The organism is Candidatus Acidiferrales bacterium (assembly GCA_035934015.1).
Lineage (GTDB): Bacteria > Acidobacteriota > Terriglobia > Acidiferrales > UBA7541 > DAHUXN01.
In genome coordinates this window covers 76,199-92,458 of sequence record DASYYH010000003.1, presented here as the reverse complement: position 1 = coordinate 92,458, position 16,260 = coordinate 76,199, and the positions used below count along the sequence as shown (strand labels likewise).

Sequence of the window (16,260 nt, the reverse complement as noted above, 5' to 3'; positions counted from 1 at the left end):
CCTGCGCTACGAATGACGCGACAGGCTTCCTAGCGAGAACCGGAGCGGCAATGATCTTCCCCTTGACATTCTACCGGAAGCGCGTATTGTCACCTAGAATGTCTACTAAAGAACAGAACGACCGCGTCGAACTCCTGCAGGGCACGCTGGATATGCTCATCCTGCGGACCTTGCTTCTCGGCCCGGCTCACGGCCACGCCATCGCCAAAGCCATCGAATTCAACTCCGATGAAGTGCTGCAGGTCGAGCAAGGCTCGCTCTATCCCGCGCTGCACCGGCTGATCAGGCGAGGATGGATCTCCGTCGAGAAGGGAACTTCGGAAAACAACCGGCGCGCAAAATTCTACAAGCTGACTCCACTGGGCCGCCGCCAACTGGCGGTCGAAACCGGCAAGTGGCAGAAACTCAGCGGCGCGATTGCGCAGATTCTCCGGCCCGCGCGACAGGAGGGCGAACCATGAATCGCCGCAAGGAAATGATGCAGGACTTCGATGACGACATTCGCGAGCACATTGCCCGCGAGACGCAAGACAACATCGATCGTGGAATGTCTCCGGAAGAGGCGCGCTTCGCCGCGGTGCGCAAGTTCGGCAACGTCACACAAGTGAAGGAAGACACGCGTGGCGTGTGGACTACGCTCTGGCTCGAACAGCTTGTGCAGGACATTCGCAATGGTCTGCGCATGCTGCGCAAATCTCCCGGCTTCGCTGCCGTCGCAATTCTTACTCTCGCTCTTGGCATCGGCGCGAACACTGCGATTTTTTCCATCGTGAACTCCGTCGTCTTGCAGCCGCTGCCCTACTCCAACGCGAATCAGCTCGTGGTCGTCAGCCAAACCTCTTCGCGCGTCCCGCTTAGCTCTTCGATTCAAAGCAGCGAATCCTACGTGAATATCCTTGATTACCAGCGTGACGCGAAATCCTTCTCCGCTGTGGCCGGTTATGCCTCCAACCAGATGACGCTCACCGGCCACGGCGCTCCCACGATCGTTTACGGCGCAATCACCAGTTCAGGACTCTTCACGACGCTGGGTACCCCGCCCCTCCTTGGCCGCACGCTCGAATCTCAGGACGACGTCAAAGGCGCGGGTCTTGTCGTGGTCATCGGCGAAGGATTTTGGCGCGATCAGCTCGGCGCAGACCCCAACATCATCGGCAAATCCATCCAGCTCGATTCCGAACCCTTCACCGTCGTCGGCGTCATGCCGGCGGATTTTCGTTATCCCGACCAGAGCCCGCCCAGCGAATTCTGGATTCCCGCCATGCAGAGTCCCGACTATGCATCCATCATCGGAATCCGCAAGGGGCGTTTTCTTTCTTTCATCGGACGCCTGAAATCCGGCGTCACGGACGCGCAGGCCGAAGCCGAGCTGAACTCCCTATATAAGGGTATGCTCAAGCAATACGGCAATTTGCTCGATCCCACCGAAGTCCTCCATGTTTCGAACCTCAAGCGTCTGGTTGTCGGCGACGCTCAGCCCGTCCTGCTTATCCTGCTCGGCGCCGTGGGCCTCGTCGTGCTCATCGCCTGCGCGAATATCGCCAATCTTCTTCTCGCGCGCGCCACGGGCCGCGCCAAGGAAATCGCTGTGCGTGTTGCTCTCGGCGCTGGACGCGCGCGCATCTTTCGCCAGCTTCTCACCGAAAGCGTGCTCCTCGGAATTTGCGCCGGCATTGCCGGCTTGCTTCTCGCCTATGGCGGAGTAGCGTCGATTAAGTCATTCGCCGCCGCCGATCTCCCGCACCTGCGCGACATTAGTGTCGATGGCTGGGTGCTGGCGTTCACTTTTGCACTTTCCATTTTTGCTGGAGTTCTCTTCGGCCTTGCGCCCGCTTGGCAATCCTCCGAAATCGACCTCAACGAAGTTCTCCGCGAAAACGGCCGCGGCTCAACGGGCTCCGCGAGGCGCCGCTGGACGCGCAACGCGCTCGTCGTCGTGGAAGTCGCTCTTGCCATGATTTTGCTGATCGGCTCCGGTTTGCTGCTCAAAAGTTTTTATCTGCTCACACATTCGAGTCCGGGTTTCGATCCGCTGAATGTCCTCGTCGCCACCGTCGAGCTTCCGAAAGCGCAATACAGCATGCCCGAACAGTGGAACGCATTTTTCCGCCAGGCCGTCGGCCGTATGAAAAATCTTCCCGGCGTTGAAGATGCTGCGGCCGCACTGCCCGTCCCTTTCACCGGATCGGCGTTCGGCTACGGTTTCAGCGTCGTTGGCGCTCCGCCTCTTCCGCCCGGCCAGTCGCCGATTGCGCAAGCACACGACATCACGCCGGATTATTTTCGCGTGATGCACATGGCGCTTCTTCGCGGGCGCGAATTCGAAGAAGCCGACACCGCGCCGAACGCCCCAGCGATCGTCATCATCGACCAGGAGCTCGCGCGCCGCTATTTTGCGCACCAGGATCCGATTGGGCAGAGCCTTCAAATCAGTGGCCTCCGTATGCCTTACAACGCGCGAATCGTGGGTGTCGTCGGCGACGTAAAGGACCAGACCATGGCCGACGCGCCTACTCCGATGATGTACTTCCCCTACACGCAAGAGAAGTGGTGGGTCATGGTGTTCGTGCTGCGTACTCGCGGCAACCCCTCTTCGCTTGCCAGCGCTCTACAAGCGCAAATCCACGATATGGATTCGTCTCTTCCCGTGCAGGACGTTCGCCCGATGACGTCTTTCGTCTCCGACTCCGAAGGTGACGCACGCTTCCGCTCCATCCTCCTCGGACTCTTCGGTATTCTCGCGCTGGTGCTCGCATCCGTTGGCATTTACAGCGTGCTCGCCTACGTGGTTGCACAGCGCACTCACGAAATCGGCATCCGCATGGCCCTCGGCGCGCAACCGCGCGACGTTCTTCGTCTCGTCATCGGCCAAGGCATGCGCGCCGTCCTCATCGGCACAGCCATTGGAATAGCCGCCGCGCTCGCCGTGTCACGCCTGCTCGCCCAATTTCTATACGGCGTGCGGGACAAAGACCCGCTCACGTTCATCGCCGTCGTCGTGCTGCTCATGCTCGTGGCCCTCGCCGCCTGCTACATTCCCGCGCGCCGCGCCATGCGCATCGATCCGATGGTCGCCCTGCGCTATGAATGAAGAGAGTGGTCAGTGATCAGCGGCCAGTGGTTAGCAAGCAACCGTAAAAGTAGTGGCGACTGGCGCGAAGAGGCGAACGTGCCTTCCTAGGAGCGAGGTTTTTGGGCGGGGGCCGGGAAACGCGGGTCTTTAAGCGTTTGGGTGGGAGACCCGCCCAGGCTTGCCCGTTGTGGCGGGCGAGGCTATACCCTCGAAATCCGCTTTTTCCAACCTCTAGCTTCAAGCTTCCAGCCTCCGGAACCATTGTTCGTTTTCGCGACACGCTCTCCCGCAAATGGACATACCGAACGCGCAAGCTCGCCGTCTTGTCCCTCTAACATCTGTTTTATCAGCGTAATACGCAAAATGTCTTCGGCATACGTCCTGCGGAGCATCTCTATTCTTTGATGGGGTGCTCGGTCATGTTCGTTCGCGATGTAAACTCGCCTGCGAGCTGTGCGAATTTGTAGCTCACGTCCAGGCCGCGCAATTTGCGGGCTGACACGAGGCTTTTGCGGCATGTGCGGTTAGACTGTTTGGCGTAGGCGGGTCACTCGTCACTGTACTTGAGAGGTGAACGATGAATACGCTGCTGCAGGACATTCGCTACGGGCTTCGCGCGCTGGTCAAATCTCCGGCCTTCGCCGCCGTCGCCATCCTCACGCTGGCACTCGGCATCGACCCGAATACTGCCCTTTTCTCGGCAGTCAATTCGAGCCTCCTTGCGCCGCATAGAGACTCCAGCCAGCAGCCGTCAATAGCCGGCTACAATTTCAAAAATGCGGACAGTGAGCGCCAATGGGAAGCAAAGTTTCAGAGCATTCCGAGCGCCGAAAAGGCGGGCGGTTACCTAGAGCGGCTCTCAGCGCACCCAAACGCCGTTGGACAGCCCTGGGACGAAAGTAATGCCAAGTGGCTGATGAATCAGTTCAAATCTTGGGGACTGGATTCACACATAGAGACCTATTACGCTCTGGCACCCTGGCCGAAGGAGCGCGTGCTCGAACTTGAAGAGCCGATGCGGTTCACCGCGAAGCTGCGTGAACCCGCTGTGGCGCAGGATCCGACGTCAAGTCAGCAGGACGAGCAGTTGCCTACATTTAACGCCTTCTCCATTGATGGCGACGTGACCGCGCCGCTCGTTTATGTGAACTACGGCGTCCCCGCTGATTATGAGGAATTGGAGCGGCTCGGAGTCTCTGTGAAAGGTGCAATTGTGATTGCACGTTACGGTGACTCAATGCGCGGTATGAAGCCGAAAGTTGCGGCGGAGCATGGCGCGGTAGGCTGCATCATCTATTCGGACCCACGCGATGATGGCTATTTCCAAGGGGACGTTTTTCCCAAGGGCGGGTATCGGCCGCCAGATGCCGTGCAACGCGGGTCTTTGATGGATTTAACGCTTTACTCCGGTGATCCGCTTACTCCAGGCGTCGGCGCTACCGATCCGAACCGCCCGATTCCTGATCTTAAGACGATCTCGGTAATCACAAAAATCCCAACGCTGCCCATCAGTTATGCCGATGCTGAACCGCTCTTGCGCGCTCTGGGCGGGCCGCTGGCGCCAGAACACATGCGTGGCGGTTTGGCGATAACCTATCACCTCGGCCCAGGGCCTGCGAAGGTTCATCTGAAGGTGACTTTTGACTGGAAACTGAGACCCGTGCGCGATGTCATCACGCGCATTCCGGGTTCGCAGTATCCGGATGAGTGGATTCTCCGTGGCAATCATTACGACGGCTGGGTCAACGGCGCCGACGATCCACTCGCCGGGCAAGTTGCGGAAATGGAGGAGCTGCGCGCATATAGCGAACTCCTGAAGCAAGGCTGGAGACCGAAACGCACGATCATTTATGGCTCATGGGACGGCGAAGAGTGGGGTTTGTTCGGTTCAACCGAATATGCCGAGACGCATGCCGCGGAGTTGCAACAAAAAGCCGTCATGTATGTTAACACCGATGGGAACGGACGCGGATTCCTGGTTGTCGATGGTTCGCACACGCTCGAGCCATTCATCAATGGCGTCGCGCGCGACGTTCAAGACCCAGAGGTCAATGTGAGTGTGTGGCAACGCGCGCAGGCGTCTCAGATTGTGACGGGCAAAGGTTTTGCGTATGACGGTGATGACGAGGATGTCAATCAACCGCTCGCTGAGTATCGCCGCGAAGCGCGCACACGGCCTGATTTGCGAATTGGCGCGTCCGGTTCAGGGTCTGATTTCACTCCTTTTCTGGACCATCTTGGCATTGCTTCACTGAACATGGGTTACGCAGGAGAGGATGAGTATGGGGTGTATCACTCGATTTACGATGATTTCTACCATTTCTCACATTTCGGAGATCCCGGTTTTAAGTATGAACGCACCCTGGCGCAGACCGTCGGAACAGCGGTAATGCGCATGGCCGATGCCGACCTTTTGCCCTTCAACTTCACGAGCTTGGCCGATACGGTGAAGCTCTACGTCACGCAACTCAAAGAACTCGACCGCAGCACGCGTGAGCAGATGGAAGAGACGAACAGGGAACTGCAGGAAGGCGTCTATCGGAATGTCAACGATCCACTGCATCCGACCATTGCGCCCAAACTGCAGATTTTGCCGCCAGGTCAGGCGTTGGATTTTTCCGCGCTCGATAATGCCGTCGAGCAACTGACGCGGGCCGCGCAGCATTACGATCTGGCCGTCGCTGTGCGCGGAAACACCGTAAACGCGAACGTTCTCGAGCAGGTGAACGCGCTATTGATCCAGAGCGAGCGCAAGCTCCTGCTTGATTCCGGCTTGCCCAATCGTCCCTGGTACAAACACCAGCTTTACGCGCCTGGTTTTTATACCGGATACGTGGCAAAGACGATGCCGGCTGTGCGCGAGGCCATTGAGCAAAAACAATGGCTCGAGGCACAGCAAAACATTGTCAAGGTTGCTGGTGTGTTGCAGACTGAAGCGCAATTGGTTCAACGCGCGGCTGCTCTGATGCGATAAGAGGTCGGCGCAGAGTGGAGCGTGCAGAGGGTTGCTACTGATACCGGCATGGCGACTGAGCGAAGAAGTCGAGCCCAGCTTGAAATGGCCTGCGGAGGTGAACGATGAATACGCTGCTGCAAGACATTCGCTACGGGCTTCGCGCGCTGGTCAAATCTCCCGCCTTCGCCGCCGTCGCCATCCTCACGCTGGCACTCGGCATCGGCGCGAACACGGCGATTTTCTCCGTCGTCAACACGCTTTTCCTGCATCCGCCGGGCGTCGTGCAGCCGGATCGCGTCGTCGTGCAGCGCGCGTATTACAACAAGCTCGGCCTGAAGAATATCGTCGTCTCCGTTCCCGACTACGCGCAAGTGCGCGACAGCAAGAACATCTTCGCCGTCGCCGCTCTGGAAACAGGCGCGAGCTTCAACTACACCGGCGGCGATTATCCCGAGCGGCTGCGCGGCGCGCTGGTCACCTGGCAATGGTTCGACGTCTTCGGCGCCAGGCCCATTGCCGGACGCACGTTCACCAAAGAGGAAGATCAGCCGAACGCCAATCGCGAAATTATTCTCTCGTATGGCGCGTGGCAACGCTGGTTCGGCGGCGATCGCGGCGCCGTTGGCCGCGCGATTCAGCTCGATCAGCAGCCCTATCGCATCATCGGCGTTATGCCCGCCAATTTTCATTGGCCGAATCCGCAGACCGATCTGTGGGCGCCGATGGGCCTCGATCCCAAAGCGTTCGCCGTTGACAACACCTTCAACGAAAACTTTCTCTCCGTCGCGCGCCTGCAGCCCGGCGTTTCCTTTTCGCAAGCCAATGCCTACATGCGTGTGCTCATGCAGCGCGTCTTCGATAATCCCGCGACAAATTTCGCAAAAACCGCGGAGTGGGGCATGTTCCTCATGCCGCTCACAAGTTACGTCTTCGGCAACCTGACCACGCCCATCGTAATTCTCACCGCCGCCGTCGCCTTCGTTCTGCTCATCGCCTGCGCCAATATCGCCGGACTTCTGCTTTCCAAGGCCGCCGGGCGCTCGAAGGAACTTGCCGTCCGCGCCGCGCTGGGCGCATCGCGTGCGCGCCTGATGACGCAAGCCCTCTGCGAAAATCTTGGCCTCGGCGTACTGGGAATTCTCGCCGGGCTTTTTGTCGCGCAATTCGGCCTCCAAGCGCTTCTTTTCGCCGCGCCCAAGGAAATGTCCAGCGGCCTGACGTTTTCGCTCGATGGCTACGTGCTGGCCTTCACCGTCATTGCCGGTCTCGTCGCCGTCCTGATTTTCGGCACGGTCCCGGCCTGGCACATGTCGCACGCCGATCCTTATAACGCCCTGCGCGAATCCGGCCGCTCCTCGACCGGCAGCCGTGGTCGCCAGCGTTTTCGCGCCGTGCTTGTCGCCGGAGAACTTGCTCTCGGCCTCGTGCTTCTCGCCGGAACCGCGCTCCTGCTCAAGAGCCTCTCGCGCATCAGCGACGTGAATCCCGGCTTCAGCCCGCAGAATGTGACCGCGGCCGGCGTCTCTTTGCCCAACGCGCAGTACAACACACAGGACAAGCAAGAAGCATTTTTCCAGACGGTACTCGACCGTCTCTCTCAATCCCCAGGCGTTGTCGCTGCCGGCGGGGGATTTCCGCTTCCTTTCACGGGAAACGACGGCACATCATCTTTCAATATTCAGGGCCGGCCCACATCTCCCGGTGATCCCGGCCCGCATGGCGCGATTCGCATCGTGACGGCGGGCTATTTCAAAGCCCTTGGCATTCCTCTTTTCAAGGGCCGCTATTTCACCGATGATGACCGCAAAGGCTCGCAGGCCGTCGCCATCATTGACGAAAATCTCGCGAAAACTTACTGGCCCAACGAAGATCCCATCGGCAAACAAATCAGGAACGGCAATAACTCGCCCTGGGCCACGATCGTCGGCATCGTCGGTAACATTCGCTTCACCACGCTTGCTGGAGAAGAGCAATCCGTGGGCATCTCGATGTCTGCGGGAAAAGGCTCGTATTATTACCCGGTCTATCAAAGCCAGGCGTCCTTTGGATATTTGATCGCAAAAACCAGCGGCAGCACGGCAGCGGGCGACGCAGCCATCCGTCAGGCGGTCCATGATGTGGATGCGAAACTGCCCGTCTCCAACATGGAAACCATGGACGCGCGCATCGCCGATTCGCTTGGCCCGCAGCGTTTCGCCACGAATTTGCTCGCGGTCTTCGCCGTGCTGGCGATCGTCCTCGCAGCCGTCGGCCTTTATGGGTTGATCAGCTATAGCGTCACCGAACGCACCAATGAATTTGGCATTCGCATGGCTCTCGGCGCGCAGCGCGGGGATGTGCTGCGTCTGGTGCTGCGGCAGGGCTCGAAGCTCGCTTTTGCAGGGGCCGCCGCCGGCATCGTCGCGGGCCTGCTGCTCATGCGCGCGATGCAAAGCGTGCTCTATGGCGTCAGCGCCGCGGATCCGGTTTCTTTCGGCGGCGCTGCAATCGTCCTGGTTTTCGTCGCGCTGCTCGCTTGCTACATTCCCGCGCGCCGGGCGACAAGGGTGGATCCCATGATCGCGCTGCGCTATGAGTAACGCAGGGAGGAGAACGTGAGTTCATTGCTGCAGGATATTCGCTACGCCATCCGCACTCTCGCGAAATCGCGCGGCTTTGCTGCCGTCGCCGTGCTCACGCTCGCCCTCGGCATCGGCGCCAATACCGCGATTTTCTCCGTCGTGAATACCACCATGCTCGCGCCGCTGCCGTTCAACGATCCCTCGACACTCGTGAATATCCACGCGCACGCCACATTTTTCGATTTCTGGAATCTCGGTCTTTCGCTTCCGGACATCATCGACGTCCGTTCGCAAAGCAAATCCTTTTCCGCCGTCGTCCCGTTCCAATATTCGAACGTGGATCTCACCGGCCGCGGCACGCCGCGGCAGCTCGACGGCGCGACAGTCACCTCCGACTTTTTCTCCATGCTGGGAATCAAGCCGCTCTATGGCCGCGCGTTTTTGCCGGCCGAAATGCAGCCCGGCGCGGATCGCGAAGCGATTCTGAGCGGCGCGCTCTGGCGCACGCAATTCGGCTCCGATCCGCATATCGTCGGGACAAGCATCATGCTCGACGGCAAACCGTATCAAGTCGTCGGTGTCATGCCGCCGCTTCCGAAAATCATGTTTTCTCCCGCTATGGTCGATATCTGGACGCCTTTCGCACCATCGCAGGAGGAACTGTCGCAGCGCGGGAATCACGGGATTCCGGTGATGGCGCGCTTGAAGCCGGGCGTCTCGATTGCGCAGGCGCAAGCAGAACTGGACGGCATCGCCGCGCGTCTTGCCAAGGCGTATCCCAAAGAAGACAAGGAATGGAGCTTCCGCGCCGATTCTCTGCGCCAGGATATGACGCGCGATTCGCGCACGCCGCTTTTCATTTTGCTCGGCGCGGTCGGCTTCGTCCTGCTGATCGCCTGCGCCAATGTCGGCAACTTGTTTTTGTCGCGCGGCTGGGCGCGGCGGCGCGAGCTGGCCATTCGCTCGACGCTTGGCGCGACGCGCGCGCGGCTCGTGCGCCAGTTGATTGTCGAAAGCCTGATGCTGGCGCTTGCTGGCGGTGCGTGCGGATTGCTGCTCGCGGAGTGGAGTGTCGTCGCGCTCAAGCCGCTCGTCGGCGTGATGATGTTCGGCGGAGACAGAGTCACTATTGACACGCGCGTTCTGCTCTTCACGCTCGGCGTCTCGATTCTCGCCGGGCTGCTCTTCGGCCTTGCGCCTGCATTTCTTTCCTCGCGCAACAATCTGACCATCGCGATGAAAGAGAGCGCCGCCGGCGCGCAAACCGGCGCATCAAGCTCCGGCCACAATCCGCTGCGCCAGATTCTCGTCGTCACGGAAATCGCCCTCGCGCTCGTGCTGGTTATCGGCGCCACGCTCGCTCTGCGCAGCCTCTCTCGTCTGTTGCGCGTGAATCTTGGTTTCGACACGCGAAACGTTCTCGCCATCGAACTGGATATGCCCGCGGCGAAATTCAAGACAGAGCAAGACCTGTTTTCCTATGTGCGCACGCTCACGGACCGATTCCGAAGCAATTCCGCAGTCGAATCGGCTTGCGCAACAACCAACGGCGGCCCGCTTTCCGGCAGCCACGGCGAAGCTGAATTCGCCATCGAAGGAGCTGCGGAAAATCCGAGCGCGAAACTGACCGCGGATTGGGCGAGCGCCGCGCCCGGCTACTTCCACACGATGGGGATTCCACTGTTGCAAGGGCGCGAATTCACGGAAGCCGATCAGCTCAATTCCGCGCGTGCGGTGATTGTGAACGAGTCGTTGGCGCAGAAGTTTTTCGGCGCGCAGAGTCCCATCGGCAAACGCATCTGGATGGGCGACGAGGACGCGAAGCACAATAGAATCTGGAATGAGATTGTCGGCGTGGCGGGCAACGCGCGCGACTGGAATCCGCGCGCCGCGCCCAGGCCTGAAATCTACGCCTCTTTCTTTCAATCCGATTTTTCTGACGCGCTCAAGTCTGGTTTTCAAATCGACTTGTTTCTGCGGACGAAGGCCAATCCCGCCGCCGTCATTTCCGCCGCGCAAAGGGAAATCTGGTCGTTCGACAAAGACCAGCCGATCTCGAGTGTGGAGACGATGCAGCACCGCGTGGCGACTTCTGTCGCGTCGCCGCGCTTCCAAAGTTTCCTTCTGGCTGCATTCGGCGCGCTCGGATTGCTGCTCGCTATGGTGGGAATTTACGGCGTGATTTCGTATTCCGTCACGCAGCGGACGCATGAAATCGGCATTCGTATGGCGCTCGGCGCCGAGCCGCGTCAGGTGCTGCGGCTGGTGCTCGCGCAGGGATTGCGCCTCGCGGCGATCGGCGTCGCGGTCGGCATCGTCGCGTCGCTGTTTTTGACGCGGCTGATGTCGAGCTTGCTCTTTGGCGTCAGCGCAACGGATGCTGTGACGTTCATCGGCGTCGCGCTTCTGCTCGTGGTCGTCGCGCTTTTGGCGTGTTACATTCCGGCGCGGCGGGCGATGCGCGTGGATCCGATGGTGGCGTTGCGCTATGAGTGAGTTTCTGTAGGGGCGACCCTTGGGTCGCCCGGGCGAGGCAAGCCTCGCCCCTACGACTGCGTCGGCAGTGAGGAAAAAAAGTGGCGAGTGGCGGGAAAAGACGCGGATGAATTGAGCAATCACTGGAGATAAACGATGAACACTTTGCTTCAAGACATTCGTTACGCGGTGCGGATTTTGACGAAATCGCGCGGATTCGCGGCGATTGCGATTCTGACGCTGGCGCTGGGGATTGGCGCGAACACCGCGCTCTTCAGCGTGGTGAATGGCGTGCTGCTGAATCCGCTGCCGTATCCGCATCCCGACCAGATTGTCACGGTCGATAGCACCGCTCCCGACTTTGGCGAGGGCTCCATTTCCTATCCTGACTTGTCCGACTGGATCCACGACAATCACTCTTTCTCTTCGCTCGCCGGCTACAAGTCTTTTCAGAGCTTGAACTGGACGCGGCAGAGCGACGCGGAGCGCGTCTCGGCCACGCAAGTGGCTTACAACTTTTTTTCAACCCTCGGCGTTGCTCCGGCCCTCGGCCGCGATTTCACTCCAGCGGAAGACCAGGCTGGCGCCGCGCCCGTCGTGATTCTCAGCGCGCCATTCTGGAAATCCAAGTTCGCTTCTTCGCGCGACGTCATCGGCAAAACCATGAATCTCGACAGCACTGACTACACCATCGTCGGCGTCCTCCCCTCGAATTTCTATTTCTGCTGCCGGAATATAAATTTCAGCCCTGGCGACGTATACGTGCCGCTCAGCGCGGTCAAGAATCCGCTCTTCGCCAACCGCAAAATCCATCCCGGAATTTACGCCGTGGGCCGGATTAAGGACGGAGTCACTCTCACGCAAGCGCGCTCGGACATGGCCGGAGTGGCCAGCAGTCTGGCGGCAACGTATCCGGATGCGGACAAAGATCGCGGCATCGGCGTCACGCCCGTGAAGCAGAAAATGGTTCAGGACATACAGCCGTTTCTGCTGGTGCTGCTGGCGGCGGTGGGATTTGTGCTGCTGATTGCGTGCGTGAACGTGGCGAATCTGCTGCTGGCGCGCTCGACGGGGCGCGCGCGGGAGTTTGCGATTCGCGCGGCGCTGGGAGCGAACCAAGGACGCATCGTCCGGCAACTGCTCACGGAGAGCATGCTCATCGCGCTCTGCGGCGGCGCGCTCGGCCTGCTGCTGGCTGCGTGGGGAACCAGCGCCGGCCTTTCGATTCTGCCGAGCACGCTGCCGCGTGCGAATGATGTGCGCATCGATCCGCGCGTGCTTCTGTTTACGCTCGCCGTGTCGCTGCTCGCAGGGATCCTCTTTGGACTTGCGCCCGCGCTGAAGACTTCGCGTCCCGATTTGCACGAAACGCTGAAGGAAGGTGGCCGCGGCGGAAGCGGTGCGCGCTACCGCACGCAGGGAATTTTTGTTGTGGTGGAAATGGCGCTGGCGGTTGTGCTGCTGGTTGGCGCGGGACTGACGATTCGCACGCTGGAGGGCCTCTGGAGCGTCAATCCCGGATTTGATCCGCACAACGTGCTGAGCTTCGACGTCGGCTTTCCTTCTACGCTCGCCGGAGCCAGCGCCGCCGAGCTTCGCGCCGGTCTCCTTCAGGTCACGGACAAAATTGCCGCGATCCCCGGCGTCGAGGCGGTTTCTCTGATGAACGGCGCGGTTCCCATGTCCGCGGAAAACGATTTGCCGTTTTGGGTTGACGGCACACCCAAGCCCGTCAACGAAAACAGCATGCCGGATGCGCTGTGGTACAGCGTCGGCCCGGACTATTTGAAAGTGATGAAAATCCCGCTGCTGCGGGGCCGCTTCATCGGCCCTCAGGACACGGGGAATTCCCCCGGCGTTTGCGTCATCGACGAGAATCTCGCGCGCAAGTATTTCGGCAATCAGGACCCCATCGGCAAGCGGCTGGACTTCGACCTGGTTTACAAGCAACTGGAAATCGTCGGCGTCGTCGCGCACGCCAAGCAATTCGGCCTCGACGAAAACGCAGGCGCGCCCGTTCAAGCGCAGATGTACACCTCGACGCTGCAGCTTCCCGACCAGTTGATGCAGGCATTCTTCACCTCGAGTGGATTCCTGGTGCGCACCGCCGGCGCGCCCGAGGGTTTCACTGGCGCGGTGCGCAGTGCGGTGCATGACTTCAACAGCAAAGCTGTTTTTTACCAGCCTGACACGATGGACAACATCATTTCGCGGTCGCTGGCCTCGCGGCGGTTCGCGATGATTCTGCTCGCCGTGTTTGCCGCGCTGGCGCTGGTGCTCTCGAGCATTGGAATTTACGGCGTGATTTCCTACATCGTCGGCCAGCGAACGCATGAAATCGGAATTCGCGTGGCGCTCGGCGCGCAGCGAGGCGACGTGCTGAAGATCGTGATGGGGCAGGCGGCGTTACTGGCGGTGATCGGCGTGGCCTTTGGCCTTGCGGCGTCTGCGGCGCTGACGCGGCTGATGGCCAGAATCCTTTATGGCGTTAGCGCGACGGACCCGCTCACGTTTGCGGCCGTCGCCGTCGTGCTGACGTTCGTGGCCCTCGCGGCGTGTTACATCCCGGCGCGTCGGGCCATGAATGTGGATCCCATGATTGCGCTGCGGTACGAGTAAGGCAGTGAAGGGAGCCGAGAGATGAACATGCTACTGCAAGATATTCGTTACGCGATGCGCATGCTGGCGAAATCGCCGGGATTCACGACGATTGCCGTGCTGACGCTGGCGCTGGGCATCGGCGCGAACACGGCGATTTTTTCGGTGATCAATTCCGTGCTGCTCGAGCCGCTGCCATTCAAGAATCCGGCGCAGCTCGTAGCGCTGCGCGAAACGGAAAACGCACCCGGCAACTTTCCGCTCGACGGGCCGGATTATCTCGACTGGCAGGCGCAGAGCAAGAGCTTCGCTTCGATGAGTCTCTTCGGTTATCCGCAGGGTTTGAGCGCCAGCGGGGAAGGCACGCCGGAATCGGCGACAGTGTGTGCGACGCAGGCTAATTTCTTTGCGACTCTCGGCGTTTCGCCGCTGATGGGACGAACTTTTGCCGCGGGCGAAGATGCGGCGGGTAAAAACAATGTCGCCATTTTGAGCTATGGCTTCTGGCAGCGGCACTTCGGCGGGCAGCTCGCGGCGGTAGGCAAGACGATCAATCTGAACGATCAGCCCTATACGGTGATTGGCGTGATGCCACAGTGGTTCAATTATCCCGCGGCGACGGACATTTGGACGCCGACGGACATGAACTCACAACTGATGCACAGACGCGGCTCACACTGGGCCAGCGCCATTGCACGAATCAAACCGGACGTAAGCATTGAGCAGGCTCGCGCCGAATTGCTGGCCGTTTCCACGCGCATCAGCAAGCAATACAGAACTGCCGACGACATCGAGCATTCGATCGTCTTGCCGCTGAAGGAGCGGCTGGTCGGCAACTCGCGCAGCGAATTGCTGATCCTGCTTGGCGCCGTGGCCCTGGTGCTGCTTGTGGCGTGCGCAAACGTGGCAAATCTTTTACTGGCGCGTTCGACGAGCCGGCAGCGAGAAATGGCTGTGCGTGCGGCGATGGGCGCGAGCCGCTGGCGTCTGGCGCAACAAATGCTGACCGAGAGTGTGCTGCTCTCTCTGTTTGGAGCCGTGGTCGGTCTTCTTGGCGCGTCGTGGGGCGTCGCGTTTTTGCAATCGGCGGAGACGCTGCCGATCCCGCGCGTCAATCCAGTACAGTTGGACGTGACTGTGCTGCTCTTCACGATTGGCGTGAGCCTGCTCGTGGGGATTTTGTTCGGCCTGGCGCCGGCGCTGCAGAATTCCGGCTTGAATTTGAGCGAGGAGCTGAAATCCAGCGCCAACGCCGTGGTCAGCGCCACGAGCAGCGGGCGAGCGTTGCGCAATACGCTGATCGTCGCGGAGATTGCCGTGTCGCTGGCGCTGCTGGTTGGCGCGGGACTCCTGCTGCGCAGCTTCGCGAAGATGCGCTCGGCAAATATCGGCGTGAATCCCAAAAATGTGCTGACCTTCCGCCTGAATTTGCCGGACGCCAAATACAGCACGCCCGATGCGCGCGCGACATTTTGCAAGGAGCTGATGACGCGCGTTCAGCAGATTCCCGGCGTGAAGGAAGCGGCGATCTCCAATGAAATCGCGCTGCAAGGCCAGGATAACGGATACATTAAGGCCGCTGGAAATACGAATCCGGCGCTGGCGCAGACGTTGGTCGAACACAACTGGGTCACGCCGGATTATTTCAGTGTGTTCCGGATTCCGCTCCGCGAAGGCCGCACCTTCACGGAGCAGGACGAACAGAACGGAGCCGAGGTTGCGGCGAAGGTTGATGCGCTTTACAAAAACGTAAAAGACACGACCAAGGTGCAAGTCCCGCCGGATTTAAGCTTCCGCGTGGTAATCAACGAAACGATGGCCCAAACATTCTGGCCAGGACAGGATCCCATCGGGAAATGGTATACGGATCCTGAGGGCGGAGTGCCATCCATCGTGATTGGCGTCGTGGGCGATGAAAAGCAGGGGGCAATCAGCGAGAAGGCTTCGCCAGAGGCATACAGCCCTCTCGCGGAAGATCTCCAATTTCCGCATTTTGGCGGCTTCGTGTCGCTGAAGACAGCGGTTGCGCCGGCGAGCGTGCTCGGTTCGGTGCGGCGGCAAGTGAATGAACTGGACGGCTCGCTAGCGATCTTTCACATTCGCACCATGAATGAACTCATCGCGGAAAATATGCAGAGTAATACGCTGCAAACGTTTTTGCTGGGTTGTTTTGCGGCGCTGGCGCTGCTGCTCGCGGCGGTGGGATTGTACGGCGTGATGTCTTATCTGGTGACTCAGCGGGCGCATGAAATCGGCATTCGCATGGCGCTGGGCGCGCAGCAGCGCGACGTGTTGAGGATGGTGATGGGGCACGGCGCGAAGCTGATTGCGGCGGGCGTCGCGCTGGGCGCAATCGCGGCGCTCGGGCTGACGCAATTGATTGCCGCGACGCTTTTTGGCGTGTCGGCTGCGGATCCAGCGACGTACGCGGCGGTGGCTGTTCTGCTGACGTTTGTGGCGATGCTGGCGTGCTATATACCGGCGCGGCGCGCGATGCGGGTCGATCCCATGGTGGCGCTGCGTTATGAGTGAGCTTTTGCAGGGGCGACTCTTTAGACCCGCCCGGGCGAGGCAGGCCGCGCCCCTACGATTGAGAG

General features: G+C 60.1%; 7 protein-coding genes. All 7 read left to right on the top strand.

The window, feature by feature from the left end:
• Positions 1-98: 98 nt before the first annotated feature.
• Positions 99-461 (top strand): PadR family transcriptional regulator, encoded by a 363-nt coding sequence (locus VGR81_00650; GenBank protein HEV2287441.1) that lies wholly within the window; start codon positions 99-101, stop codon positions 459-461.
• Entirely contained in the window at positions 458-3,091 is a 2,634-nt protein-coding gene (locus VGR81_00645; protein ID HEV2287440.1) for an ABC transporter permease, read from the top strand. The genes VGR81_00650 and VGR81_00645 overlap by 4 nt, the downstream gene beginning before the upstream one ends.
• A gap of 559 nt (positions 3,092-3,650) precedes the next feature.
• The gene (locus tag VGR81_00640; GenBank protein ID HEV2287439.1) at positions 3,651-6,047 is read left to right on the top strand and encodes a transferrin receptor-like dimerization domain-containing protein; all 2,397 of its coding nucleotides are present in this window, start codon (positions 3,651-3,653) and stop codon (positions 6,045-6,047) included.
• A gap of 104 nt (positions 6,048-6,151) precedes the next feature.
• Positions 6,152-8,608 carry an ABC transporter permease gene (locus tag VGR81_00635; protein HEV2287438.1) on the top strand — a complete coding sequence of 819 codons (2,457 nt, stop codon included), beginning with the start codon at positions 6,152-6,154 and terminating at the stop codon, positions 8,606-8,608.
• Positions 8,609-8,623: 15 nt separating this feature from the next.
• Positions 8,624-11,086: an ABC transporter permease gene (locus VGR81_00630; GenBank protein HEV2287437.1), complete on the top strand. Its 2,463-nt coding sequence runs from the start codon at positions 8,624-8,626 to the stop codon at positions 11,084-11,086.
• A gap of 135 nt (positions 11,087-11,221) precedes the next feature.
• Positions 11,222-13,684 (top strand): ABC transporter permease, encoded by a 2,463-nt coding sequence (locus tag VGR81_00625; protein ID HEV2287436.1) that lies wholly within the window; start codon positions 11,222-11,224, stop codon positions 13,682-13,684.
• Between the two features lie 21 nt (positions 13,685-13,705).
• Positions 13,706-16,195 carry an ABC transporter permease gene (locus VGR81_00620; GenBank protein HEV2287435.1) on the top strand — a complete coding sequence of 830 codons (2,490 nt, stop codon included), beginning with the start codon at positions 13,706-13,708 and terminating at the stop codon, positions 16,193-16,195.
• The last annotated feature ends 65 nt before the right edge of the window (positions 16,196-16,260 follow it).

Bases quoted from the DNA above. Each gene is read 5' to 3' on its own strand.
- VGR81_00650 (HEV2287441.1), top strand. From the start codon at position 99: ATGTCTACTAAAGAACAGAACGACCGCGTCGAACTCCTGCAGGGCACG.
- VGR81_00645 (HEV2287440.1), top strand. From the start codon at position 458: ATGAATCGCCGCAAGGAAATGATGCAGGACTTCGATGACGACATTCGC.
- VGR81_00640 (HEV2287439.1), top strand. From the start codon at position 3,651: ATGAATACGCTGCTGCAGGACATTCGCTACGGGCTTCGCGCGCTGGTC.
- VGR81_00635 (HEV2287438.1), top strand. From the start codon at position 6,152: ATGAATACGCTGCTGCAAGACATTCGCTACGGGCTTCGCGCGCTGGTC.
- VGR81_00625 (HEV2287436.1), top strand. From the start codon at position 11,222: ATGAACACTTTGCTTCAAGACATTCGTTACGCGGTGCGGATTTTGACG.
- VGR81_00620 (HEV2287435.1), top strand. From the start codon at position 13,706: ATGAACATGCTACTGCAAGATATTCGTTACGCGATGCGCATGCTGGCG.